Annotated in this window: 14 protein-coding genes; all 14 read left to right on the forward strand. The window is 36.6% G+C overall.

What is annotated here, in order from left to right; all coding sequences use genetic code 11:
- The first annotated feature begins 102 nt into the window (after positions 1–102).
- The 14 genes from VJJ80_00165 (at position 103) to VJJ80_00230 (ending at position 12083) form a co-directional block, all read left to right on the forward strand.
- Positions 103–1398: an endonuclease Q family protein gene (locus tag VJJ80_00165; protein ID HLC38533.1), complete on the forward strand. Its 1296-nt coding sequence runs from the start codon at positions 103–105 to the stop codon at positions 1396–1398.
- A 10-nt stretch (positions 1399–1408) separates the two neighbouring features.
- The gene (locus VJJ80_00170; protein ID HLC38534.1) at positions 1409–1870 is read left to right on the forward strand and encodes a DNA polymerase ligase N-terminal domain-containing protein; all 462 of its coding nucleotides are present in this window, start codon (positions 1409–1411) and stop codon (positions 1868–1870) included.
- A 62-nt stretch (positions 1871–1932) separates the two neighbouring features.
- Positions 1933–2274, forward strand: coding sequence for a hypothetical protein (locus tag VJJ80_00175; protein HLC38535.1), 342 nt, complete (start codon positions 1933–1935; stop codon positions 2272–2274).
- A gap of 84 nt (positions 2275–2358) precedes the next feature.
- A complete protein-coding gene (gene ligD, locus VJJ80_00180; GenBank protein HLC38536.1) occupies positions 2359–3243 on the forward strand; it encodes a non-homologous end-joining DNA ligase in 885 nt (294 codons plus the stop codon).
- Positions 3244–3265: 22 nt separating this feature from the next.
- Positions 3266–4075, forward strand: a complete 810-nt coding sequence (gene mutM, locus VJJ80_00185) for a bifunctional DNA-formamidopyrimidine glycosylase/DNA-(apurinic or apyrimidinic site) lyase (GenBank protein HLC38537.1) — start codon at positions 3266–3268, stop codon at positions 4073–4075.
- 239 nt (positions 4076–4314) lie between these two features.
- Positions 4315–4566, forward strand: a complete 252-nt coding sequence (locus VJJ80_00190) for a hypothetical protein (protein ID HLC38538.1) — start codon at positions 4315–4317, stop codon at positions 4564–4566.
- Between the two features lie 307 nt (positions 4567–4873).
- Positions 4874–5629, forward strand: coding sequence for a DNA repair protein RecO (gene recO / locus VJJ80_00195; protein ID HLC38539.1), 756 nt, complete (start codon positions 4874–4876; stop codon positions 5627–5629).
- Complete coding sequence (alr, locus tag VJJ80_00200; protein HLC38540.1) at positions 5626–6732, forward strand: alanine racemase; 1107 nt, start codon at positions 5626–5628, stop codon at positions 6730–6732. The genes recO and alr overlap by 4 nt, the downstream gene beginning before the upstream one ends.
- A 94-nt stretch (positions 6733–6826) precedes the next feature.
- Entirely contained in the window at positions 6827–8293 is a 1467-nt protein-coding gene (locus VJJ80_00205; protein HLC38541.1) for a glycine--tRNA ligase, read from the forward strand.
- Complete coding sequence (locus VJJ80_00210) at positions 8294–8707, forward strand: GNAT family N-acetyltransferase (GenBank protein ID HLC38542.1); 414 nt, start codon at positions 8294–8296, stop codon at positions 8705–8707.
- 2 nt (positions 8708–8709) lie between these two features.
- On the forward strand, positions 8710–9141 hold the full coding sequence (locus tag VJJ80_00215) for a flavodoxin family protein (GenBank protein HLC38543.1): 432 nt from the start codon (positions 8710–8712) through the stop codon (positions 9139–9141).
- Positions 9142–9295: 154 nt separating this feature from the next.
- Positions 9296–9727 (forward strand): division/cell wall cluster transcriptional repressor MraZ, encoded by a 432-nt coding sequence (gene mraZ, locus VJJ80_00220; GenBank protein HLC38544.1) that lies wholly within the window; start codon positions 9296–9298, stop codon positions 9725–9727.
- Between the two features lie 298 nt (positions 9728–10025).
- The gene (locus tag VJJ80_00225; protein HLC38545.1) at positions 10026–10370 is read left to right on the forward strand and encodes a hypothetical protein; all 345 of its coding nucleotides are present in this window, start codon (positions 10026–10028) and stop codon (positions 10368–10370) included.
- 18 nt (positions 10371–10388) lie between these two features.
- Complete coding sequence (locus VJJ80_00230; protein HLC38546.1) at positions 10389–12083, forward strand: penicillin-binding protein 2; 1695 nt, start codon at positions 10389–10391, stop codon at positions 12081–12083.
- Positions 12084–12147 lie beyond the last annotated feature (64 nt).

A 12147-nucleotide genomic window follows, 5' to 3' on the forward strand; every position in this document is an offset into this window, starting at 1 on the left:
CCGCGTGCGGAGTCTGTCCTAAGTGGACATACCAATTAAAATACTCTGCGCGCTTTTTTTATTCTTGAATTCAGCTTGTGCTATAATAGAAAAGGAGGATTAATGCGACAAATTGCGGATTTACATACACATTCAAAATATTCGAGAGCCACCAGCCCAGATATGAATTTGGAGACAATGGCGGAGTGGGCTGGGAAAAAGGGGATAAATATTTTAGCCACCGGCGACTTTACTCATCCGGCGTGGTTTTCGGAGCTCAAAAATAAATTAGTCGAGAAAAAACCGGGTTTGTATCAATTAAAAGATCAAAAAAGCCCGAATTTATATTTTATTTTAAACACAGAAATTTCCTCAATATATTCAAAAACCGGCAAAGTTCGAAAAATCCATAATATAATCTTTGCGCCAAATTTAGAAACTGTCGCTAAAATTAATGTTAGGCTTTCTAAAATCGGCAATTTATGGTCAGACGGCCGACCGATTTTGGGTTTGGATTCAAAACAATTACTCAAAATTATCTTAGACATTTCACCTGATTGTTTTTTGGTACCAGCTCATATTTGGACGCCCTGGTTTTCATTGTTTGGTTCAATGTCGGGTTTTGATACGATTGAAGAATGTTTTGACGAATTATCTGGCGAGATTTTTGCGGCAGAAACTGGTTTGTCATCAGATCCGGAAATGAACTGGCGTTTATCACAGTTGGATCGAATCAGCCTAATTTCAAATTCTGATTCGCATTCACCGGCAAACTTAATCCGAGAAGCGAATGTTTTTGACATTGATAAAGATAAGTTAAGCTATTTAGAAATTCGTCGGATTTTAAAAGAAAAAGACAAAAAACACTTTTTATACACGATTGAGTTTTTTCCAGAAGAGGGCAAATATCATTTTGATGGCCATCGTAGTTGTAATATTTCCTTTTCACCGACCGAAACCGCCAAGAATAAAGGGATTTGTCCGATTTGTCATCGTAAATTAACGATTGGAGTTTTAAACCGAGTGGAAGAATTAGCAGATGCTGACCGTCCAGAGGGATTTCGACCGAAAAATGCGATTAATTCTAAACATTTAATCCCGTTATCCGAAATTTTAGCGGAAGTGTTAGGGACGCAAAAATATTCGATGCGGGTTAAAAATGAGTATGAAAAATTAGTTCATCATTTTGGGAATGAAATCGAGATTTTGCTGGATGTAAAAATGGAAGATTTAGCCAAAGTGACTTTGCCGCAAATTGCCGCGGATATTAAAAAAATGAGAACCGGCGAAGTGGAAAAAATTGCCGGATTCGACGGCGTTTATGGAAAAATCAAGGTAAAATCTGAATCCGTCGAAGCTGAAAAAGTTGACGAAAAAGTTCAATTTAAAAACGCCTCAAAACAAAATAGCTTATTTTAAAAGGAGTCGAATGCTTGAAGAATATCAGGCAAAAAGAAAATTTGAGATTACTCCTGAGCCTAAGCCCAGCAAGGCCAAAAAAACCAAGAAAGGTTTAATTTACGTGGTTCAAAAACATCAAGCACAAAATCTGCATTATGATTTGCGATTGGAAGAAAATGGTGTTTTAAAATCCTGGGCAGTTCCTAAGGGAATTCCCAAAAAATTTGGCGAAAAGCATTTGGCAATTCAGACCGAAGATCACCCTTTAGAATATGCTGAATTTTCGGGTAAAATTCCCGAAGGTGAATATGGCGCAGGTCTGGTGGAAATTTGGGATAAAGGCGAGTATCGAGTTATTAAGGATTCTGTGGAAAAAGGCCATTTGCAATTTGAGATTAGAGGTGATAAATTTAAAGGGAAGTATAATTTAATCAGATTTAAGCGGGACGATCATAAACTGCTTTGGTTACTTTTTAAAATAAATAAATGAGTAATTTCTCGACATAGCTTCCTCGAGCATACTCGGGACAAGTCGAGACGAAGGAGGAATTAATGTTCCAAATTTATTCACAGGATGTCGGAGGAGCAACTCCGACCGATCCTGCCGCAACACCAGGTTCAGATCCGTCACAAATGCCGGTTGCGCCGACACCAACCCCATCATCAACCATGCCATCTGATCAACCAGCGGTTACGCCCACCCCAGATCAACCAGATGCAATGCCACCAGTTACTTTACCAGCACCATCAACACCCGATTCAACTCCAGGGATGCCAATTCCGGGTGGCGCGACGCCCGGTGGCGATGATTTAGCAATACCAACCCCACCCAAAGATACGCCGCCTGCTGATACTCCAGATTCTAGCATGCCAACCCCACCTCCGGCGGAATAAGGAATTTTCTAATTCGAAGATAAAAGCCCAAACATAATTTGGGCTTTTCGGGTGAAGGGCTTTAAAACCGGAAGGCATTATAATATGGATAAGGTTATTAAAGTTGATGGTTTTGAGATTAAATTAACTCATCTTGATCGTATAATTTGGTCTAAGGAAAAAATTTCAAAAGCTGATTTAATTAATTATTATCAGCAAATTTCTAAGGTAATTTTGCCTTATCTTTATAATCGACCCATCACAATTAAACGATGTCCAGGTGGGGTTGATCGGGAATGTTGGATTCAAAAAGACTTTAAAGGTGAGAAGTTACCTAAATTTGTGAAAACTTATTCGACCATTGCCAAATCAACACAACATCGGGTTGATTATATTTTAGTCAATAATTTAGCAACTTTGTTGTGGTTAGTAAATTTAGACACAGTTGAATTTCATCTTTGGTTGTCGACGATAAAAAAGCCCAATAATCCTGACTGGTTGGTTTTTGATGTCGATTTGACAAATGGCGGGAAAATAAACGATGCGGTTCGGGTAGTTGAGATTCTTAAATCAAGATTATTAAAACTAAGACTAAGAAATTATTTGAAAACAACGGGGATTTCGGGTTTGCATTTGGTGATACCCTTAGCTACCAATAATTCATATTTAATGATTCGCAAATTTATGAAAGACTTAATATATAAAATTGATTTAGAATTTCCCGAATTAATTGCCACAGAAGCTCGGATCAAAAAAAGACAGGGCAAAATTTATTTAGATCCTTCACAAAATTCCAAAGGGCGCACCATTATTTGCCCTTATTCTTTACGCGCTACTCAAACCGCAACAGTTTCGACTCCACTTGATTGGGCAGAATTAGCTAATTTGAAAATTAAAAAATACAATTTGAAAACTCTGCCTGGGCGATTAAAATCAAAAGGCGATATTTTTAAAGCAATTTTATCTCAAAAACAAAAATTGATAATTTGACCTTTTTAATATTAAGGAGGATATGCCTGAATTGCCCGAGGTGCAAACAATTGTTGACGAATTAAATCAGAAGGTCGTCGGCCGGAAAATTGCCAAAATTAAGATATTATCGCCGAAATCTTTTGTGGGTGATAAAAAAGTTTTAATTAATAAGACAATTAAAAAAATTCGCCGTCGGGCGAAGATTTTGATTTTTGAACTGGACAGCGGATTTTTTGCCGTGCATCTGAAGATGACAGGACAGATAATAATTCAAAATTCAAAAATCAAAATGCAAAATGGATTGAAACACATAAGAGTAATAATAAAATTTACGGATGGGACAGAATTAGTTTTTAATGATTTGAGGAAATTTGGGTGGATAAAAGTTATAGATAAAGACGGACTCGATAAAATTGAGACCGCTCACGGCATTGAGCCGTTTTCAAAAGATTTTAGCAAAGAAAAATTTTGGCAAATAATTTCTTCTCGGCGAATTCCGATTAAAACTGCGATTATGGACCAGAGCAAATTGGTTGGCGTGGGCAATATTTATGCAAATGAAGCGCTCTTTTGTGCGGGGATTATGCCTAATCGACCAGCGAATAAATTAAGTCGTCAAGAAGCAAATAAACTTTTTGATTGTATTTTGTTGGTTTTAAAAGAGGCGATTCGCGACAAAGGAACCTCGAGTGAAAATTATGTGCGCACTGATGGCAGTTTAGGCAGACACGATAAAAATCTAATGATTTATGGCAAAAAAGGACAGCCTTGTCCCAAATGTACCGGCAAAATCGAATGGCTGAAAATCGGCGGTCGCGGCTCATTCTATTGTTCAAAGTGCCAACATTGACATTTTAATTTAAAAATACTAAAATAAAAACAAGGCAATGAAAAAAACAATTGTTGATAATGTTTTAACTCTAATTCTAAACAATTCATTTTAGGATTGGGGAAAAAGTTGCCGATTTCTTTAGAAAGCTGGCCCCGATCCGGGGCTAGTTTTTAAATTGGTTCAAATTTTAGGATCCTAGAAAGGAGGAGATAAGTGTGAGGGTAAGCCGAGATCCAGTTTGTGAAATGATAGATCATATGACAGTGGCTGAAATTGATGGTTTACCAGAGGAATCTAAAGAGACAATTCGCAAATGGGGACTAGGAAACGGCGCTGGTAGTGAAACCTTTGTTCTGAAAGAAGTTGGTGAAGTTTTTAATCAACAGGGAGAAACTGCCGCAATTCAAGTTGTAGAAAAACAAAGGGGAATTTTCAAGATAATCGCATACAATTTTCTCAATAAACTGCGTACAGAAAGGGAGGCCAAACATCATAGAAGAGCTGGTTGAAAAAAGCATTAAATGCAAGTGTGGACAAATCAATCTGGTCTCAAAATTAAAGGATAACTATGATTTGTTTTCTGGAACTGGGAAAATTACACTTTATTGTTATGGGTGCGGCGCGGAAATTGCATTTAAGGATTATTATAATCTACAGAGAGGATTATTTAAAATTTTTGCATCAAAGGTTTTTGTAGGTTAAATTTTATCACAAATTAGGGGAAAGTACTCCAAACCACAAAACATTGGAAGCTTTCCCTCTTTTTATTGAGTAATCTTGGCTTTGGGAATATAATAGAATTAAGAGGGAGGTGAATTGATTCAACACAAGGATTCAGGCATAATTATTCGGGGCCGGGATTTTTTTGAAGCGGATAAAATTCTCACGATTTTAACCGGTAAAAGAGGTAAAATTCGCGCCATCGCCAAAGGAATCCGCAAACCAACCGCGAAATTGGCTGGTAACCTTGAATTATTTTCATATTCTAATTTAATCTTAATAGAAGGCAGAAATTTAGAAATCGTCGCCTCGGCTGAGATTATTGAGAGTTTTAAAAATATTAAAAAAGATTTAAAAAAAACCTCGGCCGCTTTTATTATTTGTGAGTTATTGGATAAGCTTTTGAATGAAAAAGAAAGCCAACGTCGAGTATTTTTTCAAACCTTAGCCGCATTTCATAAACTGAATTCATCTGAAGGGCTTGACCTCAAACTAATAATAGATTATTTTATGATTAATATCTTAGCAATTTTGGGATACCGGCCCGAGATTAAAAAATGCCAAAATTGTCCAAAACCCATCACCGCTAAAAATAATTATTTTAGCATCAAACATAGTAGTGTAGTTTGTCCTGGTTGTGCGGCAAAAGAAGATTTTGTAGTTCCTATATCGTTAGAAAATTTAAAAATTATTAAATTATTTCTCGAACACGACATTGATGTTTTGGATCGAATTCGACCCAAAAATCTTTCTCAGCTTAATCTTTTTCTAGAAATGTATATTGAAAATATTTCGGAAAAAAAATTGAAATCATCAAAGTTTTTTAATATGGTTAACCAGAGGCAAGAATGAAAAATTACGTTGAGGTTAATTTAGGCCATATTGCTGAGAACTGCCAGAATTTAAAAAAGGCGGTTGGGGGCACCAAAATCTTAGTAGTTTTAAGCGCCAATGCTTATGGTCATGGTATAGTCGAGGTTGCCAAAACCGCCGCTCGAGTGGGCGCAGATTTTTTGGGAGTAGACTCAGTTGAAGATGGTTTAATGTTGCGCAAGAATAAAGTTACTTTACCAATTTTAGTTTTTGGCCGTCCTGATGAAGATTTATTGGTAGAGGCAGTAACCAAGGATTTATCTTTAACGGTTTTTGACCTTGAAATGGTTAAAAAAATATCCCATACCGGCTTACAAACGAAAAAACCAGCCAAAGTGCATGTTAAAGTTGAAACTGGTTTGTGCCGATATGGAATTTTGGAAAATGAAATTTCAGCATTTTTTGATCATCTCAAACATACTCCTAAAATTGAAATTGAAGGTGTTTATTCAACCTTTGCCGCCGCCGAAAATCGCGATAAGTCTTATACTTTTAAACAATTGGGCACTTTTCAAAAAATTACCGATGTGTTGCGACACGAGGGATACGAAATTCCTTTAACTCATATAGCAAATTCCGCCGCGGCGCTATCAATGTCAAGTACTCATTTTAATATGGTTCGTGTGGGTTTGACGGTTTATGGATTATTTCCGAACCCAGAATTAGGCAGTTTTTTTGAACTAAAACCCGCACTAACCTGGAAAAGCCGAATTGTTTCTTTGAAAAAACTTTCTGGCGGTGAAAAAATTGGTTTTTCAGGAGCATGCACCACGACTTTTCCGATTAAAGTTGCTGTAATCCCAGTCGGATATTCAGATGGGATTGATCGTCGGTTGTCAAATATTGCTAAAGTTTTAGTCAGAGGCAAAAGAGCCTTAATAGTGGGGAAAGTTTCAATGTGCGATTTAATGGTTGATGTTAGCCAGGTTGAAGATGTGGCGCTTGGCGACGAAGTGGTTTTAATCGGCAAGCAGGAATCAGAACAAATCACCGCTGGTGAACTAGCGGGATTATTAGGCACAATTAATTATGAAATCGTTTCTCGGATTTCACCAGCCATTCCAAGGGTGTATGTGAGATAAAAAGTTAAAACTCAAAAGTCAAATGTCAAAATTTTTATATTTTTGACTTTTATAAGCTCGCTTGTTATATTTAAGTTGAAAATTAAGGAGTAAAATGGCGGAAAATAAATTAGAAAAAATTGTCTCGTGGGCGAAAAGAAGAGGTTTTATGTTTCCATCTTCGGAAATTTATGGTGGTGTAAATGGTTTTTATGATCTCGGACCATATGGGGTCGCCTTGAAAAATAATCTTAAAAGACTGTGGTGGAAGAGATTTGTTGAGGAACGGGATGATGTAGTTGGTTTAGAATCATCAATTATTATGAATCGAAAGGTCTGGCAGGCGTCAGGACACGAAAAAGGGTTTATGGATCCTCTGATGGAATGTCAGAATAAAAATTGTCAAGCGAGATTCAGAGAAGATCTTATTTTTGTAGATGAAATTCCCAAGACTAGCAAAGAATGGATTCTATGGGCACAAAATTGGGAAGATCTATATTTTATGTTTCATCCGGAAGGAGATGGATATAAAAAGAATATAAAATTAGCGAGAGAGACTTTGGCAAAAAGTGGTGAGGTAATTTGTCCCAAATGCGTAATTAGCACCAATTATAAAATCAAGCAGTTTAACCCGATGTTTAAGACCAATATTGGTGTGATTGAAGACGAGAACTCAAAAACATATTTGCGGCCGGAAACCGCACAGGGAATGTTTTGCGATTTTAAGCTAATTTTAGAAACTGCACGACAGAAAATTCCTTTTGGAATTGCACAAGTGGGAAAATCATTTCGGAATGAAATCAATACTAAAGATTTTCTTTTTCGAGTGCGTGAATTTGAAATTGCGGAGATTGAATATTTCATAAAACCCGGCGAAGACGAAGCGGCTTTTGACGAGTGGCTAAAAAATTGGAAAGATTTTGTCCTATCGCTTGGCATAAAAGAAGAAAATATTAAAGAATATGAACATCCGAAAGAAGATTTATCGCACTATTCAAAACGGACTGTGGATTTGCAATTTAATTATCCGTTCGGGTGGAAAGAATTAACCGGAGTAGCGAATCGGACTGATTTTGACCTGAAAGCTCATGAAAAAGCTTCTGGTAAAGATTTACATTATTTTGATCAGGAAAGCGGGAAAAAATATTTACCATTTGTGATTGAACCGACTTTAGGGATAGAACGTTTAATGTTAGCGGTAATTTGTGATGCCTTTGAAGAAACTGAAGCGAGGACTGAAACTACCAAAGCTGTGACTGAAAAAGAAACAGTTTTGCATTTTGCCCCCTCAATTGCACCGGTCAAGGTGGCAATTTTGCCATTAGTTAAAAAATTATCCAATAAGGCTAATGAAATTTATAAGGATTTGAAAATGTGTTGGCCAGTTGAATTTGATGAATCAGGCTCGATTGGTCGTCGCTATCGACGCCAAGACGAAATCGGTACGCCATATTGTGTAACCGTAGATTTTGAAACCGAGAAAGATAAAAAAGTGACGATTCGTAATCGTGATACCATGAAACAAGACCGCGTTGCCATTTTAGAATTGAAAAATTATTTATGGGATAAAATTGGAGCATAAATGATAGAAATTAAAATATATAAGAAGAATCAGATTGCAAAACAGATTGACAAGTTTGTTTTGGAATATAACTCAATTGGATACAAAGATCGGATTTTTGTTAGGAAAATGTTGTTGAGTTCGCTTTTTTTAGGGATTGCATATCTTAATAATAAAGCGGTCGGTTTGGGAAGAATTATTGGAGACGGGGTTCGTTATAGTTTTATTGTTGACGTGATGGTAAATGATGATTATCGAGGTAAAGGAGTTGGCAAAAAATTAGTCCAAAAATTAGCGAGGACAAATAACACTACCTTTATTCAGCTCAACAATGATCCAAAAGATCCTGGGCTGAAAGAATTTTATCAAAAAGTTGGTTTTAAAATGTCTAAAGATATTCATGTTTTTGAGTGGCCGAATAATAAGAAAGTTTAAAAATGAATAGTTTAGTGATTTATGATTCAAATTATGGCAGTACTAAAAAAATTGCCCAAACAATTGCGGAAAAATTAGAGGCAGAAATATTTGCTGTTTCGGAAATTACCGATGACCAATCTTTTAAAATCGATTTATTGGTTGTTGGAAGCCCGGTAAATGCTTTTCGGCCATCTAAAAAAATGTTGGATTTTTTGGATACTTTAAAGAGCGGTGATTTGGAGAATATTAAAGCGGCCGCTTTTGATACCCGGGTGAAGCTATTTATCCATGGGGATGCAGCCGGGAAAATATCCAAAAAATTAGCCCAAGCTGGAGCGGAAATGGTGGCTTCGCCGCAAGCCTTTTATGTAAAAGGCAAAGAAGGACCGTTATTTGATGGTGAAATTGAAAAAGCACAAGAATGGGCCGAAGATCTCAAAAATAAGATTTAATTAATAATTTATTAAAAATTCAAAAAAGGCTAAAAAGCCTTTTTTTGTTTGGAGTTATCAACAGATGGGTATCTTGACAGAAAATCGGGGTGGATTATAATGGGGTTAATGATACAAATTGTGGATAAAAGTGGGGCAACGTGGAGAGATTACGATGTTTATCGGCGAATACCAGCATTCAATTGATCACAAGGGCAGAATTGCCATTCCAGTTAAATTTCGACCAAAATTGGCCGAAGGTTGTGTTATTACCAGAGGATTAGACAATTCTCTTTTTATTTATACAAATTCTGAGTGGGAAAAGTTAGCTGATAATTTATCTAAATTACCCATTAGCCAGTCAGACGCAAGAGCCTTTTCAAGATTAATGTTTTCAGGCGCGGCTGATCTGGAAATTGACAAGCAGGGCAGAATCGTCATCCCGTCATTTTTAAGAAGTTTTGCCGGCTTGAAATCTGAAGTTATTATCTGCGGTTTATATAATCGCCTTGAAGTCTGGGATCGAGTCCGTTGGGATGAATACAAGAAGGAATCAGAAAAAGAATCCACAGATATTGCTGAGCATCTCGGTGATCTGGGAGTATGAAGAAGATTAAAAATCAAAAATCAAAAAGCAAAGAGCAAAAACAAAGAGTGAAAATGCTGATTAAAAATATTAAAATAAGCTTTTTGATCTTTTCGATTTAATCTTTTATCTTAATTATAATAGCGGCCAGCTCCATCCTCTTTCGGGGGAGCTTTACCCCATTCTGGGGATATATCACGGATTATTATTTTAGGGGGGGCATCCGTGACCTCCAATAATTTGTTTTGTTCACCTCCTACTTTGAATTAAAACAAAAAGGAGCTGGCTGCTGCTAGATTCGGACTTTTAAATGAGACCAATGACTCTAAACGGCTCCTTAGCCTTTGAAAAATCAAAATTTACTTCTATTAACAAACGCTTAAAAATTGGGCCGGTTTCTCTTAATTTTATTACGATTATTATTATTTCGGTTTTAGCGTTATTTTATTTAGTGCAATCTCAACAATCAAGTGCCAAAGCATATCGAATTAAAGCCATGGATGAAGCTAAAATGGAATTAATTTCACAAAATGAAAGCCTGCAAGTTCAAATTTCCCAGCTAAAATCAATTGATAATATCAAAAATACGGCTGAGGGTTTGGGAATGGTGCCGTCGGTGGAAATCAATTATTTAAAAACCAATAATACAATTAGCAAAAAATAGCTTAGGTCTAGACTTTTCATGAGTATTCTCAACCGTCGTTTAAATATAGTTTTTGCCATCATCATTATAATTGGCCTAGGCTTGGTCCTTGGGCTTTTTAAAAAACAAGTTCTCCAAAATAATTACTACACTGCTTTAGCTAAAAAACAATATACTGTGACCAAAGACTTAGTCGCCAACCGTGGCGAAATTTTTGTTTATGATCAAGGCGAAACTGAACCGCAAAAATTAGCCACCAATTTACATTTTTACGATTTGTTGATGGTGCCGAAAAATATTAAGAATCCCAAAGAAGTGGCGCGTAAATTATCCGGGTTAACGGGAATGACAGAAAAAGAAATTTACGATCAAATCAATAACAATAAACCTTATATTCCGCCGGTGAAGAAAAAAATTGACACCGAAACTGCCAAAAAAATTGAAGATTTGAATATTAATGGGGTGATGTTAGTACCGAATATGTGGCGGTATTATCCCGAAAATAATTTAGCGAGTTTTGTTTTGGGTTTTGTTGATGCAGAAGGCGAGGGCAGATATGGCTTAGAAGGATATTATAACCAAGAATTAAAAGGCACCACAAATCAAATTGATGTTGAAAAAGATTTTTTTAATTCTAATAATTTTTTACTGAGTAATGAAAAAGCCTTTGACGGCTCAGATTTATATTTATCGATAGATCGAACTATTCAGTATATCGCTGAACAAAAAATCAAAGAGGCGGTGGCTAAAAATCAAGCCGGTTCTGGATCGATATTAATTATGGATCCCAAAACTGGTAAAATTTTAGCCATGGCAGGATCTGCAGATTTTAATCCAAATTTATTTTTTGAACAAAAATCCGTGGATATTTTTAATAACCCGAATACAGTTTATCCGTGGGAGCCGGGGAGTATTTTTAAACCAATCATAATGGCGGCGGCGATTGATACTGGTGAAGTTCAGCCTGACACAGAGGGTGTTTTTGGGTCTTCAGTTAAAGTCGGTTCATATACAATCAAAACTTCAACCGGTGAAGCTTATGGCCGGGAAACAATGACTCAAGTATTGGAAAACTCAGACAATGTGGCGATGGTTTGGTTGGGAAATTTACTCGGTAAGGAGATTTTATATAAATATGTTCGAGACTTTGGCTTTGGCCAAAAAACTCAAATTGATCTTGACGGAGAAACTCCCGGAGAAATTCCGGAATTAAAAAATTGGCGACCAATCAATTTAGCGACGGCTTCGTTTGGACAAGGGATTTCGACCACGCCAATTCAAATTGCAACGGCATACAGCGCAATCGCAAATAAGGGCAATTTAATGCAACCTGAGGTGGTAGAAAAAATAGTGGGACCAAATAATGAAACAATTGTTCGTAAACCAAAAATTGTGAGAAGGATAATTTCTGAAGAGACCGCTAAAAAAATAACCGAGATGATGATTTCAGTAGTTGAGCGTGGTCATGGTAAGAAGGCTAGGGTGGCAGGTTATTGGGTGGCTGGAAAAACTGGCACAGCACAAATTCCAGATCCTGACAAGGCCGGATACCTTGAAGATGCAAATATTGGCTCATTTGCAGGTTTTGCGCCAGCTCATGATCCAAAATTCGCCATGATCGTGAAAATAGATCGACCTAAAAATGTCGAATGGGCAGAAAGTTCAGCCGCACCAGTTTTTGGTGAAATGGCAGAATGGCTTTTAAATTATTATCAAGTTCCCAAAGAAAGATAGTAAATTAGCTTGAATTTTGGTTAATTTTAGGATATAATTAGCAAATATCAAATAAAGTAATTTC

The organism is Patescibacteria group bacterium (assembly GCA_035288465.1).
Lineage (GTDB): Bacteria > Patescibacteriota > UBA1384 > DATEAH01 > DATEAH01 > DATEAH01.